The following is a 22,104-nucleotide window of genomic DNA, read 5'->3' as shown; positions in this document are numbered from 1 at the left end:
CCATGGATCTTGGACTCACCGACCGGACGTACCTCGTCACCGGAGCCACCCGCGGGCTCGGCCTCGCCACCGCCCGGGCCCTGACCGCCGACGGCGCACGGGTCGTGCTGACCGGCCGCACCGCGGAGAGCGCCGCGGCGGCCGCCGCCGAACTGGGCGACCGGGCCGTGGGCGTCGCCGCCGACAACGCCGACCCGCGGACGCCCGAGCGGCTGATCGCCACCGCCCGCGAGCGTTTCGGGCGCCTCGACGGCATCCTCATCAGCGTCGGCGGCCCGCCGCCCGGCGTCTCCACCGATCTCACCGAAGACCAGTGGCGCGAGGGCTTCGAGACCGTCTTCCTCGGCGCGGTCCGGCTGGCCCGCGCGGTCGCCGCCGAGCTGGGCGAGGGCGGCGTCATCGGCTTCGTGCTCTCCGGTTCGGTGTACGAGCCGATCGGCGGGCTGGCGATCTCCAACGGGCTGCGTCCCGGGCTCGCCGGGTTCGCCAAGTCGCTCGCCGACGAGGCCGGGCCGCGCGGCATCCGCGTCGTCGGCGTGCTGCCGGGGCGGATCGCCACCGACCGGATGACCCAGCTCGACGCGGTCTCCGGCGACCCCGGGGCGAGCCGCGCCCGCAACTGCGCGACCATCCCGCTCGGCCGCTACGGCGAGCCCGACGAGTTCGGCCGCACCGCGGCGTTCCTCCTCTCCCCCGCCGCGTCGTACCTGACCGGCGTGATGGTGCCGGTGGACGGCGGGGCCAGGCGGGGATTCTGACGAGGCGGCGGTACGGGCGGCGGGCCACACGGCACCGGCCCGCCCCGTACGTCCGGGCCGCCCGCCCTCAGCTCACCCGCTCCGCCCGGTGCCGCACCGCCCGCAGCCGGATCTCGGCGGGCAGCCGGGTCAGCCCCGTGGAGGTGCGGGCGTCCGCCACCGCCCCGTCCGACAGCCGCAGCAGTACGGCGCCGGGGTCGGCGTGCGGGGCGAGCGCCACCACGGCGCGCAGCTGCGGCGCGGTCCGGCGGCCGGACAGCAGCGCGTCCGCCCGCTCCACCCCGTCCAGCGCGCCGGCCTCCACCGCCACCGCGTCCTCCAGCGCCCGGCCGCGCACCGCGGCGCCCTCCCCGTCACCGCTGTCGACCAGCAACTGCCCCAGCCTGCGGCGCCGGAGCTGCGCCAGCAGCCACCACAGGAGCAGCAGCACCACGACGGCGAGCACGGCGATCACGGCCGGCCACCACCAGCCGCGGTCGGTGAAGCGGGTACGGTCCGCCGCGGACAGCAGCACCCCGTCGCTGCGCGTCCAGGGCCAGCCGGCGGGCAGCCGGAAGTGCCACGCCGACGGCAGCCCGAGACCGGCCATGAGCACCGCGGCGCCGCCGCCCAGCAGCACCGCGCCGGTCAGCCCCAGCAGTACGCGGTTGACCCCGCGCCGGACCCTGCGCATCTTCGCTCACCTCTTCTTCGGGCGGCGCACGCGGACCGAGCGCCGCAACGGCCGGGCCAGCCCCAGCCCGTGCATTCCCTCGCCGACCACCGCGTCGAGATCCGCCCGCACCCGGTCCGGGTCCCGGAAGTGCGAGACGGCCGCCACCTTCACCTTGCGGCGCCCGGCCGACACCTTGACGGACTGGACGCCGGAGACCTCCATCGCCCGGTCCCGCAGCACCAGCGCGGCGGCCGCGCGGTCGAGTCCGGCCCGGACGTCCGGCGTGGCGCGGCGCATCGGCAGCACCGAGCGCAGCCCGGGGGTGAGCGCCAGCACCAGCAGCCACAGGCCGACCGCCATCGCCGCCGCGGCGCCGCCCAGCACCCAGGGGTCGTCGAGCGGACGGGTGGCCAGTTCGTCGGCGAGGCGGCGGCGCCAGGCCATCGCGGGCCGGTCGGCGCGCACCGCCGCCACGTCGTAGAGCAGCAGCCCCGCACCGGCCAGCGCGAGCAGCGCCACCACGGCGGACGGGAGACGGCGGGCGGACCAGAACCGGCGGGCCCTGCCGTGCACGGGGGGTGCGGGGGCGGGGTCTTCCACCGGGGTCACCGTGGCGCGTGCGTCGTCGCTCATCGCACGCGTTCCCGGTCCCGTTCGAGCGGCGAGTGCAGCCGCTCCACCTCGACCGCCACCTCGGCCACCGTCATCCCCGCCAGCTCCCGTACCCGTTCGGTGACCTGACGGCGTACCTCACCGCACCGCGCGCCGATCGCGGCGGGGTAGCCCAGTTCGACGGTGACCTGCACATGGGCCTCGCCGAACGGCGGCCGGCCGTCCCGCCGCCGGACGGTGACGGTCGCATGGGCGCCGGTGCGGGCGCCGCCGGCCGCGGCGCGCAGCGCCTCGCGGGCCGCCGCCGCGGCGATCTTCGCGACCGCCCGGTCCGCGACGCGGGTGGCGCCCCGCTCCCCCGGTGTCACCTCGGCGACGGCCGCCGCGCCGGGCGCCGTCGCTGCCGTCGCCACGCTCACCGCCGCCGGTCGTCGCGGGACCGGGGCCGGAAGAAGTCCCCGGCCTCCAGATCCCCGTCGAGGAACCGTCCGACGACGAACCCGATCGCGCCCAGCGCCGCCACCAGGACAAAGGCCCCGAAGCCACCGAAGTATCCGGCGAAGCCCAGCGCCATACCGGCCAGAAGACCGACCACGGCCATGCTCATCGTGCGCTCCTTCGCTGCCCGCTCCGGCCGAAGCCGCCGCCGGTCATGTCCGTCTACTGGAGCCGGGTCTCCGACTCCTCGTCCTCGTCCTCCTCGTCGGGCAGCTTGACGTCACTGACCGCGATGTTGACCTCGACGACTTCCAGGCTGGTCATCCGCTCCACGGCGGAGATCACGTTCTCCCGTACGTCGCGGGCCACATCGGCGATGGAGACGCCGTACTCGACCACGATCTCCAGGTCGAGCGCGGTCTGCACCTCGCCGACCTCGGCCTTCACGCCGCGGGCGACAGGCGCGGAGCGGGAGCCGCCGGGCACCCGCTCGCGGACCGCGCCGAGGGTGCGGGCCAGGCCGCTGCCCATGGCGTGGACGCCCACCACATCCCGGGCGGCGAGCCCGGCGATCTTCTCCACGACGCCGTCGGCGATGGTGGTCCGTCCGCGGGAGGCGGGATCACCCCCGCCGCGTCCACCACCCGAGAGCTTCGCCTCCGAGGCCCCGCTCGCGGAGGTGCCGGTCCGGTTCCACTGTTCGTCCGCCATAGCCGATCGTCCCTTCCGAGGGAGAGGTCACCGCTCTCCACCACGCTAGGGGCGACCGGCCGGTCCTGCCCGGTCTGCTGCGGCACCCGGGTTGCGGCACCGCGTCCCCGGCCGCACCGCCCTGCCGGACGGACCCGGCTGCGGCAGGCTGGGAGGACAGCGGGACGACGACCCTGGGGGCGATGCGGTGGCCGCTACGGAGTGGGCGCACCGGGTGCGCCTGGAGGTCGGGACCGGCCGGGTGCTGCCGCTGGGCGCCCCGGCGGACGACTGCTGGATCACCGAGGAGGCGGCGGCGCGGGTGCTGCGGGCCCGCGCCGCCGCCCTGCCCGGGCTGTGTCTGGGCGCACTGCGGATCGGCCTCGCGGACCACCGCGGCCCGCGCCCGCCGGCACCGGCGCCGCCCAGCGCACTGCCACCGGGCCCGCTGCTGATCACCGCGGACCTCACGGCGACCCCGGACCGCCCGTTGCCGCGGACCGCCGAGGGGTTGCGCACGGCGCTGCTGGAGACCGCCGACCGGGCGCTGGGCCTGCCGGTGACGACCGTGGACCTCCAGGTCACCGGCGTATTCGACCCCGGCGCGGCGCCACCCCGGGAACGCCCCGCGCCCCCGGGGCCGGGCATCGGGCTCAGCCCGCAGGAGACGGGGGTGCCGGACCCGGTGGCCGATGCGGTGCTGGCGGTGCCCGGCGTGGTGCGGCTCGCCGCCGTGCTCGGTGGCGCGTCCCGGCCGGTGCGGGAGACGCCGGGCGGGCTGCTGGTTCAGGTGGTGACCGGCCCGGGGCGCCGGGCGTCGGAGGTCGCCCGGGCGGTACGCGCGGCGGCGGGTGCGGCCCGGGCCCCGGCGGCGGCCGTGGCGGTGCTGGTCACGGCGGTGGACACAGGATGAAACGCGGCCGCCCGCGGCGCCGCCCGGGGTGGGGCACGGCGCCGCGGGCGGTCCGCGGGGTCATTCGCCGAGACCCGCCAGATCCTTTAGACGGCGGCCCTGGGCGGCGCGCTCGGCGGCTCGCTGCTCGTCCAGGTCACGGCCGACGGCACCGGCCAGCAGCGCCTTGGTCTCGACGAGGGCGTCGCGCGGCGGGGCCAGCAGTGCGGTGACCAGGTCGGAGACCGCGGCGTCCAGTTCCTCGCCGGGGACCACGAGGTTGGCGAGGCCGATCCGGCCCGCCTCGTCGCCGTGGACGAAGCGCCCGGTGGCGCAGATCTCCAGCGCCCGGGCGTAGCCGACGAGGTGGACCAGCGGATGGGTGCCGGTCAGATCGGGCACCAGCCCGAGGCTGGTCTCGCGCATCGCGAACTGCGCATCCTCGGCACAGACCCGCAGGTCACAGGCGAGCGCCAGCTGGAAGCCGGCGCCTATCGCATGGCCCTGGACGGCGGCGATCGACACCAGGTCGTTCCGCCGCCACCAGGTGAACGCCTCCTGGTACGAGGCGATGAGCGCATCCATCTCGTGCTCCGGACCGCGCGCCATGTCGAGGAACGACGGCTCGCCGTCGAACCCCTCGGGCGTGAACGCCTGCCGGTCGAGGCCCGCGGAGAAGGACTTGCCCTCGCCCCGCAGCACCACGACGCGGACGCTCCCCGGCAGCAGCGCGCCGGCCTCGGCCAGCGCCCGCCACATGGCGGGCGACTGGGCGTTGCGCTTGGCCGCGTTGGCGAGGGTCACCGTGGCGAGCGCGTCGTCCACGGTGAGCCGCACACCGTCCTTGTCGAGCAGAGTCATCAGAATGCCTCCGAGTCAGCCGTCGCACACCAGCGTGCGTAAGTGACTGAACGGTAACCTCCCGGTCGTCTGCCCGACCGACCGGGGGGACTACCCGTCGGAGTCGCGGTCGTCAGGCCGAGGTGGCCTTCTTGCCCCTCGTTGCTCCGCCTCGACCGCGCAGGGACACACCGGATTCGCTGAGCATCCGGTGGACGAATCCATAGGAGCGACCGGTCTCTTCGGCCAGCGCCCGGATGCTTGCTCCGGAGTCGTACTTCTTCTTCAGGTCTGCCGCGAGCTTTTCGCGCGCGGCGCCGGTCACCCGGCTGCCCTTCTTCAGAGTCTCGGCCACCCGTGCCTCCTCATGGGAAGTGCGCTCTGGACTCTCATGATCACCCCTCCTCGCGTTCCTGGCCACCCATTCGGCAAGGTCTGTGGCGAGGCGTCCGAGGCCGTCCGTGTCCGGACAATCTGGCCGAGGGCCTCCGACACCCACCGAAATCGCCGCGCCCTCCCCCACGCCCTCCGGGAAACCGCAGGTCAGCAGGGGCGTACCGGAAACGACGGAAGCCGGGCCACAAGGGCCCGGCTCCGTCTCGGAGGCTCGCCGGTGTACGAGCCGTTCTCACTCAGATGATGGATCACCCGTCGGCCGAATGATCGATGCGCGAACCTGGTGGCCGCCGCCGGTCACGCCAGTGCGACGAGGTCCGCGTACTCCTGACCCCACAGGTCCTCGACGCCGTCCGGCAGCAGGATGATCCGCTCCGGCTCCAGGGCGTCCACCGCGCCCTCGTCGTGCGAGACCAGGACGACGGCGCCGGTGAAGGTGTGCAGCGCGCCGAGGATCTCCTCGCGGCTGGCCGGGTCGAGGTTGTTCGTCGGCTCGTCGAGCAGCAGGACGTTGGCGGACGAGACGACCAGCGTGGCCAGCGCCAGACGGGTCTTCTCACCACCGGAGAGCACCCCGGCGGGCTTGTCGACGTCGTCACCGGAGAACAGGAAGGAACCCAGCGTCTTCCGGATGGCGACGAGGTCCATGTCCGGGGCGGCGGAGCGCATGTTCTCCAGGACCGTGCGGTCCGGGTCGAGCGTCTCGTGCTCCTGCGCGTAATAGCCGAGCTTGAGGCCGTGACCGGGGCGGACCTCGCCGGTGTCGGGGGTCTCCACGCCGGCCAGCAACCGCAGCAGCGTGGTCTTGCCGGCGCCGTTCAGGCCCAGGATGACGACCCGGGAGCCCTTGTCGATGGCGAGATCGACGTCGGTGAAGATCTCCAGCGAGCCGTACGACTTCGACAGGCCCTCGGCGGTGAGCGGCGTCTTGCCGCACGGCGCGGGGTCGGGGAAGCGCAGCTTGGCGACCTTGTCGGCGGCGCGGACCTCCTCCAGGCCGGACAGCAGACGCTCGGCGCGCTTGGCCATGTTCTGCGCGGCGACGGTCTTGGTGGCCTTGGCGCGCATCTTGTCGGCCTGCGAGTTGAGGGCCGCGGCCTTCTTCTCGGCGTTCTGCCGCTCCCGGCGGCGACGCTTCTCGTCGGCCTCGCGCTGCTGCTGGTAGAGCTTCCAGCCCATATTGTAGACGTCGATCGTGGAGCGGTTGGCGTCGAGGTAGAAGACCTTGTTGACGACGGTCTCGACGAGGTCGGCGTCGTGGGAGATCACGATGAAGCCGCCGCGGTACGTCTTGAGGTAGTCGCGCAGCCAGACGATCGAGTCGGCGTCGAGGTGGTTGGTCGGCTCGTCGAGCAGCAGGGTGTCGGCATCCGAGAAGAGGATCCGGGCCAGCTCGACACGGCGGCGCTGACCACCGGAGAGGGTGTGCAGCGGCTGGGCGAGGATCCGGTCGGGCAGGCCCAGGCTGGCGGCGATGGTGGCCGCCTCCGCCTCGGCGGCGTACCCGCCCTTGGTCAGGAACTCCGTCTCCAGGCGCTCGTACTTGCGCATCGCCTTCTCGCGGGTGGCGCCCTTGCCGTTCGCCATCCGGTCCTCGTTCTCGCGCATCTTGCGCAGGACGCTGTCCAGTTCGCGGGCGGAGAGGATGCGGTCGCGGGCGAGGACGTCCATGTCGCCGGTGCGCGGGTCCTGCGGGAGGTAGCCGACCTCGCCGGAGCGGGCGACGGAACCCGCGGCGGGGATGCCCTCGCCGGCCAGGACCTTGGTGAGGGTGGTCTTCCCGGCGCCGTTGCGGCCGACCAGGCCGACGCGGTCGCCCTTGGCGATGCGGAAGGAAGCGGAATCGATGAGAACGCGGGCGCCAACGCGCAGCTCAAGGCCGGAAGCGGTGATCACGGAAAAACTCCAGGGCAGGGTGACGGCGGAATGGACGGACGGTCCGAGAGCGGTCTACGCCGTCTAATGAACCCAGAGGAGAACTGCCATGAGGGCAGTCTAACGGTGCCGCGCAACTGATTTCCCCGGCCACCGAAGGGCCCCGGCGGGCCGGGGACGGCCGTGCGGCGGCTCCGGTGCGGGTGGCGGGCGCGGCTGCCGCGGGTGCGATGTCAGTGCCCCCCGGCAGACTGTGAGGCAGATCTCACGGACGCCCGCGCGAGCGGCGCGCGGGGCCGTGCGGAACGGGACGTGCGCTCCCGGGAGAGGCGGCCGTCATGCGGTCACCCCGCTGGCACCCCACGCTCCTCCACCGTGCCGCCCGAGCGGTGATCCGGCGGCTCACCGGTTCCTCCGGACGTACCCGCCGGGGGCGGGCGACCGGCCGCCTCCGGTGGACGGCCGCGGTCCGCCGGACCGTGGTGACCCGGTGGCTGCCGGGTCAGACACCGCCGGTGTGCACCTGGAACGCCGCCCGGCGGACGGCCTTGGCCAGCGCCGGGTCGGGGTGGGCCGCGGCGAGCGCCACCAGGACCTGGACGGTGCGCGGATGGCCCACCGCACGCACCTCTTCGAGGAGGCGCGGGACGGAGCCCTGGACCGCCGAGTCGAGGTGGCGGATGAGCAGCTGGCTCTCGCCGTGGTCGGCGACGGCCGCGGCGGTGTCCACCCACAGCCAGGTCGACTCCTCGCGGGTGAGCACGTCGGGGGCGTTCTCCGGGTCGCCGCCCTCGTGTTCGAAGAGCCACAGCAGGACGTACGGGCGCAGCGCCGCCTCTTCGGCCGCCGCGCGGACGGCGGCCTCGGCCGGGGCGCCGACGGCGCGCAGCGCCTCGAAGGCCAGCCCGCGCAGCAGCGCGTCCTCACCGCGCGCCACGGTCAGCAGCTCCTCGACGGCCGAGCCGACCGAGCGGGCCGCGAGCCAGGCGCGGTACTCCGCGCGGGCCGGGCCCGGGGTCAGCCGGGCGCAGCCGCGGAGCATGGCGGCGGCGGTCTGCTCGATGTTGCCCGCCGGGCTCTGCGCCGCGACGCAGATCTGCTCCAGCTTGACCCACACCGACCAGTGGCCGAGCGGCGTCAACTGCGCCTCACGGGCGTCGTCAGCGTCGTCCGGGGCGGGAGCCGGGGCGGCCGCGCCGTCGGCGGGCACCAGCGCGCCGACCGCGGTCAGTGCGGCCAGCGCCCAGTCCAGCAGGGCGGTGAGCGGGGCCTGCGCCTCCTCCGCGGCGCCGTCCGCGGACTCGGTGCGGGGCCCGTACGGCACCTCGCAGCGCTCGGTGCGCAGTTCGGCGACGCGCTGTTCGAGCATGTCCAGCAGCGCCTGGAGCCGCACCGGACCGGCGGAGAGGTGGAGCAGCGACAGCAGCTGCGGTACGGCCTCGACGACCTCGCCGACGATGGCGGGCCCGGCGCCTTCGGGGGACGGCAGCGCCAGCGACCAGGCGTCGAAGAGGGCGACCCAGCCGCGGAGGGCGGCGGTGTCGTCGCGGTCCCAGGCGCGCAGCCGCCAGCCGGCGCGGGCCAGCCCGCCGTGCAGCTCGATCAGTCCGGCGAGGCGGGCGCGGTCCCAGTCGGCGCGCACCTGTGCGGCGGGCAGGCCGAGGGCCTCGGCGGCGCGGTCCACGTCGGCCGCCGGGAGGGCGCCGTCGCGCCCGGCCCGTAGTCCGTCACCGGCGCCGTCGGCCCAGTGGGCCAGCCGGGCCGCGCCGGAGAGCGCGGCGCGGGCCTGGCGCGCCAGTTCCGCGGGCGGCGGGGTGCCCTCGGGCGGGCGTGGGGCCGGACGGGCGGCCCGGGTGCTCACCGCCCGGCGGGCGGCGGCAATCGGTTGCCTGGGGACGAGTCGGAGCCGGGAGTCGCGCGGAGTACGGGACGTCACAGGAGCAGTCTTGCCGCTGACGGCCCGAAAACCCAATCGGACGGCAGGAAAAGGCCCGCTCAGCGGGGTTCATCCAGGCGACCCATCACGGTTGTGGGGAGTTGTCCCCCCGTACGCCCGCGCGCCGCGCTTCCCCGTACGCGCGGAGAAGAGGGGTGCGGGCGGAGGCGGTCACATCAGCGGGGTCAGGAAGCGGCGCAGCGCCTCCTCGTAGACGGCGGGGGCGGCGTTCCACATGGCCGCGTGCGGGGCGTGCGGCACGGGGTGGAGGGTGACGAGATCCGGGCGGCGCGCGGCGAGGGCGCGGGAGGCGGCCCAGGGGGCGAGGGTGTCGTCCGGGCCGTGGAAGAGAAGGGTGGGGACGGTGAGGGTGTCCGGATCGACGGCGTCGCCGGGCCGGTCGACGGGGAGTCCGGTGTGGCCCTCGGCGGCGCGGACCGCGAGCGGCAGCAGGGCCCGCGGGACGTGCCGGGCGGCGGCCAGCGCGCGGACGGTGGCGTGCCGGTCGAGGACCGGCGAGTCCAGGACGAGCCCGCGGACGCGGTCGCGCATACCGGAGCGGGCGGCGGCGCGCAGCGCCATGGTGGCCCCGGCGGACCAGCCGTGCAGGACGACGTCCCGGGCGCCGTAGCGGACGGCGTAGCGGATCGCGGCGTCCAGGTCGCGCCATTCGGAGTCGCCGAGGTGGTGCAGCCGGTCCGGGGTCTGCGGGGCGCCCGCGTCGTTGCGGTAGGCGAGGCCGAGGACGGGCAGCCGGTGGCGGTGGAGGAACGGCATGACGACCATCGGGTGTTCACGGGTGGTGCCGATGCCGTGCACGGTGATCACCCAGGTGTCGCGGACGCCCGGCAGGAACCACGCGGGCAGCGGCCCGAGTTCGCCGGGGATGTCGACGTCGGCGCAGGTCAGGCCGAAGGCGTCGCGAGGGTTTCCGGCGTACACCTGCGGGGTGATGCGCACCCGGGTGCCGGGCGGGAGGGTGCCGTGGGTGATCCGCTCCAGGCGGCGGACGACGGTGTCGGCGGGGTGCGGGGCGTGCTCAACCACCGGGCCGACGATCGCATGGCAGCCGGGGCCGGAGAGTCCGTAGGTGCCGGGGCGCAGCGACGCCAGGCTGCGGGTGAGGGTGACCGTGTCGTCGCCGGTGGCGTGGACGGTCAGGCGTGCGTCCCCGGGGAACGGCACCTGGGGGGAGGGCCGGAGGGCGACGCCCCCGGCGTACCGGCCGGCGGCCACCGCGGCCGCCCCGGCACCGATCACGGTGGTGACGGCCGCAGCCGCCGCAGTAGCCAGGCGCACCTCTTCAGTGTGGGGCGGGGTGCCGGGGGCGGCCAGCGGGCGGGGCGAGCGGGTGACGCGACCGCTGTCCGGGCGGCCGTCCGGGGCCCGGTCCGCGGCGGCGGGGCCCGGTCCGGTCCGGTCCGGTCTACGGGGTGTCCTCCGGGTGGCGGCCGTAACCGCGGAGGCGGGTGGCGGTCTCGGCGAGGTCGGTGGCGGTCAGGAGGGAGGGAGTACGGCCGGGGACGGAGGAGGCGAGGAGCCAGACCCGGCACATCCACTCCAGTTGGGCGGTGCGGTCCAGCGCCTGGCCGAGGGTGGCGCCGTGGGCGAGCGTGCCGTGGTGGGCGAGGAGGCAGGCGGTGCGGTCACGCAGCGCCGTGAGGGCGTGGGCGGCCAGTTCGTCGCTGCCGTAGGGGGCGTAGGGGGCGACGCGGACGGGCCCGCCGAGGGCGGCGGTCATGTAGTGGACCGGCGGGAGTTCGTCGACGAGGACGGAGACGGCGGTGGCGTGCGGGGCGTGGGTGTGGACGAGCGCGGTGGCGTCGGTGGCGCGGTAGACGGCGAGGTGCAGGGGGAGTTCGCTGGTGGGCGGGAGGGTGCCCGCGCACTGCCGGCCGTCGAGGTCGACGGCGGTGAGGTCGCCGGGGCCGAGGCGGTCGTAGGGGACGCCGCTGGGGGTGACGAGAACGGTGTCGCCGACGCGGGCCGAGACGTTGCCGGAGGTGCCGACGACGAGGCCGTCGGCGACGGTGCGGCGGGCGGTGGCGACGATGTCCGCCCAGGCGGCGGCGAGCGCGTCGGCGCCGGGCCGGTCCGGGTGCGGGGCGGGAGCGCCGGTACGGGGCACGGTTTCTTCCTCCGGGTGCGTGGACGGGCGAGCGGGCGGGATGCCGTCACCGTACGGGCCGGGCCGGGGGCGGGCGGCCGTCCCGGAGGCCGGTCGGTCCGGGCGCGGGTCCGTCACCGTACGGGCCGGGCCGGGGAGGTGCGGGCGCTCCGGGGGTTCGTCAGCGGGGGGGCGCCACCGTACGGGCCGGTCGGCGCGACCGTTCCGGGGAGCCGGTTCCCGCGGTGGGCCGGCGTGGTGCGGGTCGGGCGTACGGAAGCTCGGGGAGCGCCGCGGCGTGCGCCGCGCTCGAACAACGGGGTGCCCACGGAGGCAGGCGCGGGGCCGGGTGTTCCGGCCAGGTGCGCGGGTCGGGCGGGAGCCGGGGGATCGCACCGGGTCCGGGCGGGCGCGGGGTGCGGGCACGCCGTTCACCAGCGGGGTGACGCACTGCGACGGGGTCGTTCGGATGCCGTGCACGCGCCGGGGATCAAGCCGGATTCGGGCCGTGCGGCAGCACATTCGCGCCACATACGGATGGTGTGGAAGTGACGTGTGAGATACCTCCTCCCGAACACTGCGGTGGTGTCATTGCCGGGCCCGGCCACGTTCACCTCCCGTTCACCCACCCTTCGTACGTTTCCGGCGTCACTGACCATCGAACTGATTGCCTGGGTGAATGGAACACATCACGCTTCTCATCGGGATCGTGATCGTCACGGCCTTGGTGTTCGACTTTACGAACGGCTTCCACGACACGGCCAACGCCATGGCCACCACCATCTCCACCGGCGCGCTGCAGCCCAAGATCGCGGTGGCGATGTCGGCGGTCCTCAACCTCGTCGGCGCGTTCCTGTCCGTGGAGGTCGCCAAGACCATCTCCGGCGGGATCATCGACGAAAGCGCCGGCATCAGACCTGAAGTGATCTTCGCCGGTCTGGTCGGCGCGATCGTCTGGAACCTCCTCACCTGGCTCGCCGGCCTCCCCTCCAGCTCCTCCCACGCCCTGTTCGGTGGTCTGATCGGCGCCACGCTGGTGTCCGTGGGCACCAACGGTGTGCACGGCGGCGCCGTCGTGATGAAGGTCCTCATCCCGGCCGTGGCCGCCCCGGTGGTCGCCGGTATCGCGTCGATGGCCGCGACCCGGCTGACGTACCGGCTGGCCCGGGGCCGCGACGAGCAGGAGACCGCCAAGGGCTACCGCGCCGGGCAGATCGCCTCGGCGGCGCTGGTCTCGCTGGCGCACGGCACGAACGACGCCCAGAAGACGATGGGTGTGATCACGCTCGCGCTGATCACCGGCGGTGTGGTCGCCCCGCACGCCGACCCGCCGCTGTGGGTCATCGCGTCGGCCGGTATGGCCATCGCCCTCGGCACCTACCTGGGCGGCTGGCGGATCATCCGCACGATGGGCAAGGGCATCACCGACATCCAGCCGCCGCAGGGCTTCGCCGCCCAGACCGGCGCCGCGGCCACCATCCTGGCCTCCTCCCACCTCGGCTTCGCGCTCTCCACCACCCAGGTCTGCTCGGGCTCGGTGATGGGTTCGGGTCTGGGCCGCAAGGGCGGTGTGGTGCGCTGGTCGACGGCGGTGCGGATGGTCGTGGCCTGGTGCCTGACGCTGCCGGCCGCGGGCCTGGTCTCCGCCGGTGCCGCGCTCCTGGCCGACCAGGGCGACTGGGGCGTGACCGCCGTCGCGATCCTCGCGCTCGGCATCTGCGGCGCCATCTGGGCCGCGTCCCGCCGCAAGCCCATCGACCACACCAACGTCAACGCGTCCGAGGTCACGGAGCCGCCCGGTGTGGTCACCGCGGCCCTCCAGACGGTCACCCCTCCCCCGGCCGGGTCGCTCACGCCCATCGAGGGCGAGGAGGCCGCCCCCGCCGCGAGCGCCCCGCGCGCCACGACCGCGACAGCCGCCGGCTGACCGCCCGAACCTGAGGAACCACAGCATGAGCATCGACTGGGCAGCTCTCGGCCAGGTCTTCGGCGTCACCCTGGTGGTGACGGTCGGGATCGTGGGCCTGTTCACGGTCGGCATCGTCGGCACGGCCCGCACCCGGACCGAGGGCGCGGCCGCCACGGCGGGTGCCGCGGGCACCGACGCCCCGGGCACCGGCGCGCGGATCGGTGGCCTCGCCGCCTACGCGGTCTGCGCGGCCGCGGTGGCGTACGGCATCTATCTGATCGTCGCCGCCTGATCCGTCCGGCGGCCCGCACGGCGCCCGGTCACCGCAACCCGCGGTGGCCGGGCGCCGTGCGTCGTACGGGGTCTGTGGCCTCCGCCACAAGCCCCGCGGTACCACGGCGTCGCAGGTCACGGGCGAGTTGACGGGGTTGGCGGGGCATGGTGGACTTCCCACGCCAATCGGCGACAGCAGAGGAAGTCCGGTGTGAATCCGGCGCGGTCCCGCCACTGTCACCGGGGAGCGTTCCTCCGACGAAGGTCACGGTCCGCCTCGTGCACGCCCGACGGGCGCGCGCCAGGGCCGGAAGGCCGGGGGAAGCGCCGATCCGGGGAGCCAGGAGACTCCTGTCGCCGTCACGTCGAACCAGGGCGCGGACCCTGAGTGAGGACATACCGCCATGCCTGGCCGCCCGTGCAGATCCTTCCGTGTGCCGTCGGAGTTCCGTCGAGGCGTGACGGCGGTCTGATCCGATGCGTGCCGAACACGCCACCTACGCGTGCGGTGCGGCCCTGGGCTTTCTCGGCGATCTGCTCGCCGCCGACCCGCGGCGCGGCCACCCGGTGGCCGCCTTCGGGCGCGGTGCGGCAGCCGTCGAGGCCCGGCTCTGGCGCGACCACCGCGGCCGTGGCGCCCTCCACACCCTGCTCTGCGCGGGCGGCGCGACCGCCGGCGCCGCGCTGCTGACGCGCGCGGTACGCGGCGCGGCGCCCGTCCCCTCCCCCGCCCGGACCGCCGCCACCACCGCGCTGACCGCCGCCACCGTCTGGTCGGTGCTGGGCGGCACCTCGCTGGGCCGGGAGGCGCGGGCCGTCGGCGACGCGCTGGCCGCCGGGGACCTCGACCGGGCACGGCGGCGGCTGCCGCATCTGTGCGGCCGCGATCCGCAGGCGCTGGACGGGCCGCAGATGGCGCGGGCGGTCGTCGAGTCCGTCGCGGAGAACACCTCGGACGCGGTGGTGGGCGCGCTGGTGTGGGGCGCCGTCGGCGGCGTCCCGGGCCTGGTGGCGTTCCGGGCGGTGAACACCCTGGACGCGATGGTGGGTCACAAGTCGCCCCGCCACCGCCGGTTCGGCTGGGCCTCGGCGCGGCTGGACGACGTCGCCGGGTGGCCCGGCTCACGGCTGACCGCCGCGCTCACCGTGCTCGCCGCCCCCGACCGGCGCGGCGCCGCACGGGCCTGGCGCCGCGACGGCGGGGCCCATCCGAGCCCCAACGCGGGCCCGGTGGAGGCGTCGTTCGCGGGTGCGCTCGGCGTACGGCTCGGCGGGACGCTGGCGTACGGCGGACGGGTCGAGCACCGGCCGCGGCTGAACGGCGGGGGCCGTCCCGTCGCGACCGAGGACATCGCGCGGGCGGTGCGGCTCTCGCGCCGGGTGAGCGCGCTGGCGTTGACGGTGACGGTGGCCGGGCGGCTGCTGGCGGGCGCGGCGCGTCCGGCCCTCGCCCGGCGGAAGGGCAGGAGCGGATGACCGGCGGCGGGTTGCTGATCGCGGGGACCACCTCCGACGCGGGCAAGAGCGTGGTGACCGCGGGGATCTGCCGCTGGCTGGTGCGGCAGGGCGTGGACGTCGCCCCGTTCAAGGCGCAGAACATGTCGCTGAACTCGTTCGTGACGCGGGACGGCGCGGAGATCGGCCGGGCGCAGGCGATGCAGGCGGCGGCCGCCCGGGTGGAGCCGTCGGCGCTGATGAACCCGGTGCTGCTCAAGCCGGGCGGGGACCGCAGCAGCCAGGTGGTGCTGCTCGGCAAACCGGTCGGCGAGATGAGCGCGCAGGGGTACTTCGGGCGCCCCGGCAGCGGCGCGCGGCCCGGTGGACGCGCGGAGCTGCTGGCGACCGTCACCGACTGCCTGGCCGAGTTGCGGCGCACCCACGACGTGGTGATCTGCGAGGGCGCGGGCTCCCCGGCGGAGATCAATCTGCGGCGCACCGACATCGTCAACATGGGCATCGCACGCGCCGGGCGGCTGCCGGTGGTGGTGGTCGGCGACATCGACCGCGGCGGGGTGTTCGCCTCGTTCTTCGGGACGACGGCGCTGCTGTCCGAGGAGGACCAGGCGCTGGTCGCCGGGTATCTCGTCAACAAGTTCCGCGGCGATGTGACGCTGCTGGAGCCGGGCCTCGACATGCTGCGGGACCTGACGGGGCGTCCGTCGCTGGGCGTGCTGCCGTTCGCGCACGGGCTGGGCATCGACGAGGAGGACGGGCTGCGGGTGTCGCTGCGCGGCGCGGTCCGCGAGAGCGTGGTGGCGCCGCCGCACGGCGCCGATGTGCTGCGGGTGGCGGTCGCGGCGGTGCCGCTGATGTCGAACTTCACGGACGTGGACGCGCTGGCCGCCGAACCGGGCGTGGTGGTGCGGTTCGTGGACCGCGCCGAGGAGCTGGCCGACGCGGACCTGGTGGTGCTGCCGGGCACCCGCGGCACGGTGCGGGCGCTGGCCTGGCTGCGCGAGCGGGGGCTGGCGGACGCGATCGCCCGGCGCGCCGCCGAGGGCCGTCCGGTGCTGGGCATCTGCGGCGGCTACCAGATGCTCGGCGAGGTGATCGACGACGAGGTGGAGTCCCGGGCGGGCACCGTGCCTGGCCTGGGGCTGCTGCCCGTACGGGTGCGGTTCGCGCAGGAGAAGACGCTGGCCCGGCCGGTCGGTACGGCGCTGGGCGCGGCCGCCGAGGGGTACGAGATCCACCACGGCGTGGCCGAGACCCTCGGCGGGGAGCCGTTCTTCACCGACGACGGCGGGCGGCCGCTGGACGGCTGCCGGTCGGGCGCGGTGTGGGGGACGCACTGGCACGGTTCGCTGGAGAGCGATGCGTTCCGGCGGGCGTTCCTCACGCGGGTGGCGGCCGAGGCGGGGCGCGCGTTCGTCCCCGCGCCGGACACCAGCTTCGGCGCGCTGCGCGAGGAGCAGTTGGACCGGCTCGGCGATCTGATCGAGGAGCACGCCGACACCGGGGCGCTGCTGCGGCTGATCGAGAAGGGCGTCCCGCCGGGGCTGCCGTTCGTCCCGCCGGGGGCGCCGTGAGCACGCGCGGGCCCGCGGCCCGCCCCGCACGGGTGCCCGGCGGCGCCCACCGGCCGGCCGGCGCCGGCCGCAACCTTGATGACCTGGGTCGTTACGAAGGAGTGATCGCGACATGAGCGCCCGCTACCCGTTCACCGCCGTCGTCGGAATGGACGACCTGCGGCTGGCGCTGCTGCTGAACGCCGTCAGCCCGGCGGTGGGCGGCGTCCTCGTCCGCGGCGAGAAGGGCACCGCCAAGAGCACCGCGGTCCGGGCGCTGGCCGATCTGCTGCCCGAGGTGGCGGTCGTCGGCGGCTGCCGGTTCAGCTGCGACCCGGCCGCGCCGGACCCCGGGTGCCCGGACGGCCCGCACGGTGCGGACGGGGGCGCGCGGCGGCCCGCCCGCATGGTGGAGCTGCCGGTGGGCGCCTCCGAGGACCGGCTGGTCGGCGCGTTGGACATCGAACGGGCGCTGGCCGAGGGTGTGAAGTCCTTCGAACCGGGCCTGCTCGCCCGGGCGCACCGCGGTCTGCTCTACGTCGACGAGGTCAACCTCCTCCACGACCACCTGATCGACCTGCTGCTGGACGCCGCCGCGATGGGCGCGTCCTACGTGGAGCGGGAGGGCGTCTCGGTCCGGCATGCGGCGCGGTTCCTGCTGGTCGGCACGATGAACCCGGAGGAGGGCGAGCTGCGGCCGCAGTTGCTCGACCGGTTCGGGCTGACCGTGGAGGTCGCCGCGGACCGGGATCCGGAGCGCCGGGTGGAGGTGGTCCGGCGGCGGCTGGCGTTCGACGACGACCCGGCGGCGTTCGCGGCGCGCTGGGCGGCGGAGGAGACGGCGCTGCGGGAGCGGATCACCGCCGCGCGGGCGCTGCTGCCGTCGGTGCGGCTCGGCGACGGGGCGCTGCGGCAGATCGCGTCGGTCTGTGCGGGGTTCGAGGTCGACGGGATGCGCGCGGACCTCGTCATGGCGCGGACCGCGACGGCGCTGGCCGCCTGGGCCGGGCGCACGGACGTGGTCACCGAGGACGTACGGCAGGCGGCGCTGCTGGCGCTGCCGCACCGCAGGCGCCGGGCGCCGTTCGACGCGCCGGGCCTGGACGAGGAGAAGCTCGACCGGATCCTGGAGGAGTCGGCCCCCGAGGACGATCCGGAGCCGGACGGTCCGCAGGACGACGGCCCCGAGGGCGGGCCTGAGGGGCCGGAGGGCGGTCCCGAGGGCGGCCCGGACGGCGGTGGCCCGGACGGCGGCGGTCCCGACGGGGGCGGCGCACCGCCGCCCCGGGAGGAGACCGTGCCGGGGCCGCGGGAGCAGGAGCACGAGCCCGCGCCGGGCCGGGACGGCGACGGCGCGGAGCCGGGCGGTGAGCCCGCGGAGCGTCCGGCCGGGGCGCCGGCGGCGCAGCAGGCGGCGGTCGCCGCGGGCGAACCGTTCGCCACCCGGCGCCTGGACGTCCCCGGTCTGGGCGAGGGCGCGGACGGCCGCCGCTCGCGGGCGCGGACCGCGCACGGCCGGACCACCGGGTCCCGGCGCCCGCGCGGCGCGCTCGGCAAGCTGCATCTGGCGGCGACGCTGCAGGCGGCCGCGCCGCACCAGCGGGCACGCGGCCGGCGCGGTCCGGGTCTGGTGGTGCGCCGGGACGATCTGCGGGAGGCGGTCCGCGAGGGGCGGGAGGGCAACCTCGTGCTGTTCGTGGTGGACGCCTCCGGGTCGATGGCGGCGCGCAAGCGGATGAGCGCGGTCAAGGGCGCGGTGCTGTCGCTGCTGCTCGACGCGTACCAGCGGCGCGACAAGATCGGCATGATCACGTTCCGGGGGCGGGAGGCGGAGCTGGCGCTGCCGCCGACGTCGTCGGTGGAGGCCGGGGCGGCGCGGCTGGCGTCGCTGCCGACCGGTGGCCGCACCCCGCTCGCCGAGGGGCTGCTCAAGGCGCACGAAGTGCTGCGGGTGGAGCGGATGCGGGACGCCTCGCGGCGGCCGCTGCTGGTGGTCGTCACGGACGGCCGGGCGACCGGGTCCGGGGCGCCGTCGCCGCTGGAGCGGGCGGCGCGCGCCGGGCGGTTGCTGGGCGCCGGGGGCGTCGCCTCCGTCGTCGTCGACTGCGAGAGCGGTCCGGTGCGGCTGGGGCTCGCCGGGGCGCTCGCCCGGGAGTTGGGCGGCGCCGCCGTCACCCTCGACGAGCTGCGCGCGGACAGCGTCTCGGGGCTCGTACGGAATCTCCGCGGCGGGCGCGGCGCGTCCGCCGCACACCACATCCAGTACTCCGGGAAGGTCGCGTAATGCCGCAGGGACAGCCATCCGTCGTACCGAACGACGGGCTCACCACCCGCCAGCGCCGCAACCGGCCGCTGGTCTTCGTCCACACCGGCGTCGGCAAGGGGAAGTCGACGGCGGCGTTCGGGCTCGCGCTGCGGGCCTGGAACCAGGGCTGGCCGGTCGGGGTGTTCCAGTTCGTGAAGTCGGCGAAGTGGAAGGTCGGCGAGGAGCGGGCACTGAAGGTGCTCGGTGAGACCGGCGAGGGCGGCACCGTCGCCTGGCACAAGATGGGCGAGGGCTGGTCCTGGGTCCAGCGCGACCCGGCCTCCAGCGAGGAGGCGGCGCGCGAGGGCTGGGAGCAGGTCAAGCGGGATCTGGCCACCGAGACGTACAAGCTGCTGGTGCTGGACGAGTTCGCGTACCCGCTGCACTGGGGGTGGATCGACACCGAGGACGTGATCACGGCGCTGCGGGAGCGGCCCGGCACCCAGCACGTGGTGATCACCGGGCGGAACGCGCCGCAGGCGCTGGTGGACTTCGCGGATCTGGTCACCGACATGTCGAAGGTGAAGCACCCGATGGACACCGGCCAGAAGGGCCAGCGGGGCATCGAATGGTGAGCGCGGCATGAGCGGGACGATCCCCCGGCTGGTGATCGCCGCGCCCTCCTCCGGGGCGGGCAAGACGACGGTGGCGACGGGCCTGATGGCCGCGTTCGCCGAGGCGGGCCTCGCGGTCTCGCCGCACAAGGTCGGCCCGGACTACATCGACCCCGGCTACCACGCGCTGGCCACCGGCCGCCCGGGCCGCAACCTCGACGCCTATCTGTGCGGGACGGGGCGGATCGCGCCGCTGTTCCGGCACGGGGCGCGGGGCTGCGATCTCGCCGTCGTCGAGGGGGTGATGGGGCTGTTCGACGGCGCGTCCGGGCAGGGTGAGCTGGCGTCGACGGCACAGATCGCCAAGGTGCTGCGGGCGCCGGTGGTGCTGGTCGTCGACGCGTCCTCGCAGTCCCGGTCGGTGGCCGCGCTGGTGCACGGCTTCGCGTCCTGGGATCCCGGGGTGCGGCTGGCCGGGGTGATCCTCAACAAGGTCGGCTCGGACCGGCACGAGGCGCTGCTGCGGGAGGCGATGGAGTCGTCCGGCGTCCCGGTGCTGGGCGCGCTGCGCCGCACCGGCGCGGTGCACGCACCCTCCCGCCACCTGGGCCTGATACCGGTCGCCGAACGCCGCGCGGAGGCGGTGGATTCGGTACGGGAGCTGGCGGCGCGGGTGCGCGAGGGCTGCGACCTGGAGGCGCTGCTGGCGCTGGCCCGGAGCGCGGGCGAGCTGCCGGACGAGGTCTGGGACCCGGCCGGGGAGGTCGCCGCGGCCGGCGGGCCGGCCGGCGGCCGCCCGGTGATCGCGGTGGCCGGCGGCGCCGCGTTCACCTTCTCGTACGCGGAACACACCGAACTGCTGCGGGCGGCGGGCGCGGAGGTCGTGCCGTTCGACCCGCTGCACGACGAGCGGCTGCCGGAGGGCACCCGGGGCCTGGTGATCGGCGGCGGCTTCCCGGAGGTGCACGCCCCGGACCTGTCGGCCAACGCGCCTCTGCGGGCGGCGGTGGCCACGTTGGCGGCGTCGGGCGCGCCGGTCTCGGCGGAGTGCGCCGGGCTGCTGTATCTGTCCCGGTCGCTGGACGGGCGGCCGATGTGCGGGGTGCTGCCCGCCGACGCCCGGATGACGGACCGGCTGACGCTCGGCTACCGGGAGGCGGTGGCGCTGACGGACAACGCGCTGGCCGCGGCCGGCACCCGGGTGCGCGGCCACGAGTTCCACCGCACCACCGTGGAGCCGGGCGCGGGCACCGCCCCGGCGTGGGGCGTCACCCACCCCGCGCGCCGGGTCGAGGGCTTCACCGCGGACGGGGTGCACGCCTCGTATCTGCACGTCCACTGGGCGGCGACGCCGTCGGTGGCCACGCGCCTCGTGAGCGCCGCGGCGGGCGTGGCGGGCGCGCGATGAGCGCCGCCACGGCACCGGCCGTCCTCGACCACCTGGTGTACGCCGCGCCCGATCCGGCGGCTGCCGCCGAGGAGTTGGCGGAGCTGACCGGGGTGCGGCCGGTGGCCGGCGGCAGCCACCCGGGCCGCGGTACCCGCAACTGCCTGCTGGGGCTGGCCGGTCCGCTCGGCGCCGGGGCGTATCTGGAGCTGATCGGCCCGGACCCGGAGCAGCCGGAGCCGGACGGCCCCCGCTGGTTCGGCATCGATGCGCTGACCGGCCCGCGGCTGGTCACCTGGGCGGTACGGGCGACGGGTCTGGCGGAGCGGGTCGCGCGGGCGCGGGCGGCCGGGTACGACCCGGGCGACGCGGCGGCGATGGGCCGGAGCACGCCGGACGGCCGCCGGATCTCCTGGGAGCTGACGCCGCCGTGCGCGGGCGGCGGCGGCACCCCGTTCCTCCTGGACTGGGGCGCGACCCCGCACCCGACGGCCGCCGGGCTGCCCGCGCTGGTGCTGGAGGCGTTCGCGGTGACCGGCCCCGATCCGGCGGCGGCCACCGCGCGGCTGACGGCGCTCGGCGGGCGGTGGCCGGACGCCCCGGCGACCGCCGGACCGGCCGGGCTCACCGCCGTGGTGCGGGGCCCGCGCGGTGCGGTGCGGCTGGGGCGCGGGGCCGTCGCGGTATGAGCGCGGTGGCGGCGGGCCGCTCAGCCCGCGAGGCCGACGACCAGCCAGATGGCGCCCGCCCCGGCGACCGTGCAGGCCAGGGTGGGCAGCGCCGGGTGGGCGTGGTGCGCCTCGGGCAGGATGCCGGAGGTCGCCAGGTAGAGCAGGACGCCGCCGAAGAACCCGAGATAGCCGCCGAGCCACTGCTCCGGAAGGGTGACCACCAGCGTCGCGGCGGCCCCCACCAGCGGCGCCACCGCGTCCGCCCCGAGCATCAGCAGCGCCCGGCGCCGGGCGTTCCCGTACAGGCTGGTGATCGTGTACGTGTTGAAGCCGTCGGCGAAGTCATGGGCGATGACGGCGATCGCCACCGCCGTGGCCATGCCCTGCCCCGCCTGGAAGGCGAGGCCGATGGCGAAGCCGTCCATGACGCTGTGGAGCACCATCGCGGTGGCGGCGGTCAGCCCCACCTGCGGGACGCGGCCGCCGTTGGGCGCGACGGCTCCGGCGGCGCCCGGCGGTCCGCTGCCGCGGGCGGCGCGGCGCACCGCGAGGAGCCGTTCGAGGGCGTGCGCGGCGAGGAAGCCGAGGACGAAGCAGAGCAGCGCGAGCGGGGCGCCGAAGACCGGGTGTCCGGCGGCGTCCAGCGCCTCGGGCAGCAGATCGAGCCCGACGACGCCGAGCATCAGCCCGCCGGCCAGCCCCAGCACGAGGTGGCGGCGGTCGGTGACGCGCTGGGCGACCCAGCCGCCCAGCAGCGTCATCAGGACCGCGCCGCACGCGATGAGGACCGGCACCGCC

The 22,104-nt window shown here is 75.9% G+C and carries 22 protein-coding genes and 1 riboswitch; of the genes, 10 read left to right on the top strand and 12 right to left on the bottom strand.

Annotated elements, in window-relative coordinates; all coding sequences use genetic code 11:
• Positions 1 to 2 precede the first annotated feature (2 nt).
• A complete protein-coding gene (locus ACF1BH_RS27075; protein ID WP_391646532.1) occupies positions 3 to 758 on the top strand; it encodes an SDR family oxidoreductase in 756 nt (251 codons plus the stop codon).
• Between the two features lie 67 nt (positions 759 to 825).
• On the opposite strand, the gene amaP is transcribed toward ACF1BH_RS27075, so the two are convergent.
• Genes amaP through ACF1BH_RS27050 form a run of 5 tightly spaced genes read right to left on the bottom strand, consistent with a single transcriptional unit; the run spans position 826 to position 3,174 of the window.
• Positions 826 to 1,431, bottom strand: a complete 606-nt coding sequence (gene amaP, locus ACF1BH_RS27070) for an alkaline shock response membrane anchor protein AmaP (RefSeq protein WP_391646530.1) — start codon at positions 1,429 to 1,431, stop codon at positions 826 to 828.
• A gap of 6 nt (positions 1,432 to 1,437) precedes the next feature.
• Positions 1,438 to 2,046, bottom strand: coding sequence for a DUF6286 domain-containing protein (locus tag ACF1BH_RS27065; protein WP_391646528.1), 609 nt, complete (start codon positions 2,044 to 2,046; stop codon positions 1,438 to 1,440).
• Complete coding sequence (locus ACF1BH_RS27060) at positions 2,043 to 2,444, bottom strand: hypothetical protein (RefSeq protein WP_391646526.1); 402 nt, start codon at positions 2,442 to 2,444, stop codon at positions 2,043 to 2,045. Before ACF1BH_RS27060 ends, ACF1BH_RS27065 begins: the two co-directional genes overlap by 4 nt.
• Complete coding sequence (locus tag ACF1BH_RS27055) at positions 2,441 to 2,632, bottom strand: hypothetical protein (RefSeq protein ID WP_391646524.1); 192 nt, start codon at positions 2,630 to 2,632, stop codon at positions 2,441 to 2,443. The genes ACF1BH_RS27060 and ACF1BH_RS27055 overlap by 4 nt, the downstream gene beginning before the upstream one ends.
• A gap of 53 nt (positions 2,633 to 2,685) precedes the next feature.
• Positions 2,686 to 3,174, bottom strand: coding sequence for an Asp23/Gls24 family envelope stress response protein (locus ACF1BH_RS27050; RefSeq protein WP_391646522.1), 489 nt, complete (start codon positions 3,172 to 3,174; stop codon positions 2,686 to 2,688).
• Positions 3,175 to 3,361: 187 nt separating this feature from the next.
• On the opposite strand from ACF1BH_RS27050, the gene ACF1BH_RS27045 reads away from it, so the two are divergent.
• Positions 3,362 to 4,066, top strand: a complete 705-nt coding sequence (locus tag ACF1BH_RS27045; protein WP_391646520.1) for a hypothetical protein — start codon at positions 3,362 to 3,364, stop codon at positions 4,064 to 4,066.
• A gap of 60 nt (positions 4,067 to 4,126) precedes the next feature.
• Here the strand turns inward: ACF1BH_RS27045 and ACF1BH_RS27040 are convergent, their stop codons facing one another.
• The 6 genes from ACF1BH_RS27040 to ACF1BH_RS27015 form a co-directional block, all read right to left on the bottom strand.
• On the bottom strand, positions 4,127 to 4,906 hold the full coding sequence (locus ACF1BH_RS27040) for an enoyl-CoA hydratase/isomerase family protein (RefSeq protein WP_391646518.1): 780 nt from the start codon (positions 4,904 to 4,906) through the stop codon (positions 4,127 to 4,129).
• A 112-nt stretch (positions 4,907 to 5,018) separates the two neighbouring features.
• Positions 5,019 to 5,240, bottom strand: coding sequence for a helix-turn-helix domain-containing protein (locus ACF1BH_RS27035; protein WP_030283073.1), 222 nt, complete (start codon positions 5,238 to 5,240; stop codon positions 5,019 to 5,021).
• Between the two features lie 338 nt (positions 5,241 to 5,578).
• A complete protein-coding gene (locus ACF1BH_RS27030; RefSeq protein WP_391646516.1) occupies positions 5,579 to 7,177 on the bottom strand; it encodes an ABC-F family ATP-binding cassette domain-containing protein in 1,599 nt (532 codons plus the stop codon).
• Positions 7,178 to 7,658: 481 nt separating this feature from the next.
• The gene (locus tag ACF1BH_RS27025; RefSeq protein ID WP_391646514.1) at positions 7,659 to 9,092 is read right to left on the bottom strand and encodes a hypothetical protein; all 1,434 of its coding nucleotides are present in this window, start codon (positions 9,090 to 9,092) and stop codon (positions 7,659 to 7,661) included.
• Positions 9,093 to 9,263: 171 nt separating this feature from the next.
• Positions 9,264 to 10,391, bottom strand: coding sequence for an alpha/beta hydrolase (locus ACF1BH_RS27020; protein WP_391646512.1), 1,128 nt, complete (start codon positions 10,389 to 10,391; stop codon positions 9,264 to 9,266).
• A gap of 127 nt (positions 10,392 to 10,518) precedes the next feature.
• Positions 10,519 to 11,220 (bottom strand): class II aldolase/adducin family protein, encoded by a 702-nt coding sequence (locus tag ACF1BH_RS27015; protein ID WP_391646510.1) that lies wholly within the window; start codon positions 11,218 to 11,220, stop codon positions 10,519 to 10,521.
• 658 nt (positions 11,221 to 11,878) lie between these two features.
• On the opposite strand from ACF1BH_RS27015, the gene ACF1BH_RS27010 reads away from it, so the two are divergent.
• From ACF1BH_RS27010 to ACF1BH_RS26975, 8 genes are all read left to right on the top strand, one after another.
• A complete protein-coding gene (locus tag ACF1BH_RS27010; protein WP_391646508.1) occupies positions 11,879 to 13,126 on the top strand; it encodes an anion permease in 1,248 nt (415 codons plus the stop codon).
• 25 nt (positions 13,127 to 13,151) lie between these two features.
• Complete coding sequence (locus tag ACF1BH_RS27005; RefSeq protein WP_391646506.1) at positions 13,152 to 13,400, top strand: hypothetical protein; 249 nt, start codon at positions 13,152 to 13,154, stop codon at positions 13,398 to 13,400.
• 178 nt (positions 13,401 to 13,578) lie between these two features.
• Positions 13,579 to 13,732, top strand: a riboswitch (cobalamin riboswitch).
• A 126-nt stretch (positions 13,733 to 13,858) separates the two neighbouring features.
• The gene (locus ACF1BH_RS27000; RefSeq protein WP_391646504.1) at positions 13,859 to 14,857 is read left to right on the top strand and encodes a cobalamin biosynthesis protein; all 999 of its coding nucleotides are present in this window, start codon (positions 13,859 to 13,861) and stop codon (positions 14,855 to 14,857) included.
• A complete protein-coding gene (locus tag ACF1BH_RS26995) occupies positions 14,854 to 16,410 on the top strand; it encodes a cobyric acid synthase (protein ID WP_391646502.1) in 1,557 nt (518 codons plus the stop codon). Before ACF1BH_RS27000 ends, ACF1BH_RS26995 begins: the two co-directional genes overlap by 4 nt.
• A gap of 112 nt (positions 16,411 to 16,522) precedes the next feature.
• Complete coding sequence (locus ACF1BH_RS26990) at positions 16,523 to 18,673, top strand: putative cobaltochelatase (protein WP_391646500.1); 2,151 nt, start codon at positions 16,523 to 16,525, stop codon at positions 18,671 to 18,673.
• A complete protein-coding gene (cobO, locus tag ACF1BH_RS26985; protein WP_391646497.1) occupies positions 18,673 to 19,269 on the top strand; it encodes a cob(I)yrinic acid a,c-diamide adenosyltransferase in 597 nt (198 codons plus the stop codon). The genes ACF1BH_RS26990 and cobO overlap by 1 nt, the downstream gene beginning before the upstream one ends.
• Before the next feature lie 7 nt (positions 19,270 to 19,276).
• Positions 19,277 to 20,656, top strand: coding sequence for a cobyrinate a,c-diamide synthase (locus tag ACF1BH_RS26980; RefSeq protein ID WP_391646495.1), 1,380 nt, complete (start codon positions 19,277 to 19,279; stop codon positions 20,654 to 20,656).
• On the top strand, positions 20,653 to 21,324 hold the full coding sequence (locus ACF1BH_RS26975) for a VOC family protein (protein ID WP_391646493.1): 672 nt from the start codon (positions 20,653 to 20,655) through the stop codon (positions 21,322 to 21,324). The genes ACF1BH_RS26980 and ACF1BH_RS26975 overlap by 4 nt, the downstream gene beginning before the upstream one ends.
• A gap of 20 nt (positions 21,325 to 21,344) precedes the next feature.
• On the opposite strand, the gene ACF1BH_RS26970 is transcribed toward ACF1BH_RS26975, so the two are convergent.
• A complete protein-coding gene (locus tag ACF1BH_RS26970) occupies positions 21,345 to 22,067 on the bottom strand; it encodes a ZIP family metal transporter (RefSeq protein WP_391646574.1) in 723 nt (240 codons plus the stop codon).
• Positions 22,068 to 22,104 lie beyond the last annotated feature (37 nt).

It is taken from the genome of Streptomyces sp. NPDC014733 (genome assembly GCF_043083385.1).
In the GTDB taxonomy this organism is placed as follows: domain Bacteria; phylum Actinomycetota; class Actinomycetes; order Streptomycetales; family Streptomycetaceae; genus Streptomyces.
This window is presented reverse-complemented; position numbering and strand designations above follow the sequence as displayed.